2 pseudogenes are annotated in these 454 nt (G+C 58.8%); both read right to left on the bottom strand.

From position 1 onward, the window contains the following. A pseudogene (locus C6W91_RS18190) lies at positions 1–187 on the bottom strand (IS110 family transposase); the annotation flags it as partial. 76 nt (positions 188–263) lie between these two features. Next, a pseudogene (locus C6W91_RS18185) lies at positions 264–454 on the bottom strand (transposase); the annotation flags it as partial.

Below are 454 nucleotides of genomic sequence, written 5' to 3'. Positions count from 1 at the left end.
GCGCCAAGTGGTGGGACGCCCCACAGGCTTCGAGCGCCACCCTGGTCGGCGGCATTTTTTGGAAGTACATCATCATATCCGTTCGCCGCAACTTTTTGCGCAGCACCGGCTTCTCGGCGGTGTTCACGCCGTGAAGCTGAAAGACGTGCTTTGACGTGTCGATCCCAACTCGAATTAGTTTTTCCATGGACGGTCTCCCTCATGTGGTCCTTGATAACCTCATTGTGGCACATTGTGGTGCCGTGGGGAGGCTGTCCACACCAACAGGTCTGAACTCGCGTCTGGGGGAAGGCCGCCTCGATGGCCTGCGGGAAGCCCTTCAGCCCATCCACGACGGCGATCAGGATGTCCTGGACGCCGCGATTGCGAAGATCGCTGAGAACCTTTGCCCAGAACTTTGCGCCCTCATTGGCCTGAAACCACAGACCCAGAACGTCCCGAGTGCCATCCGGAA

Source organism: Phaeobacter sp. SYSU ZJ3003 (genome assembly GCF_041300735.1).
In the GTDB taxonomy this organism is placed as follows: Bacteria; Pseudomonadota; Alphaproteobacteria; order Rhodobacterales; family Rhodobacteraceae; genus Phycobacter; species Phycobacter gallaeciensis_A.
This window is presented reverse-complemented; position numbering and strand designations above follow the sequence as displayed.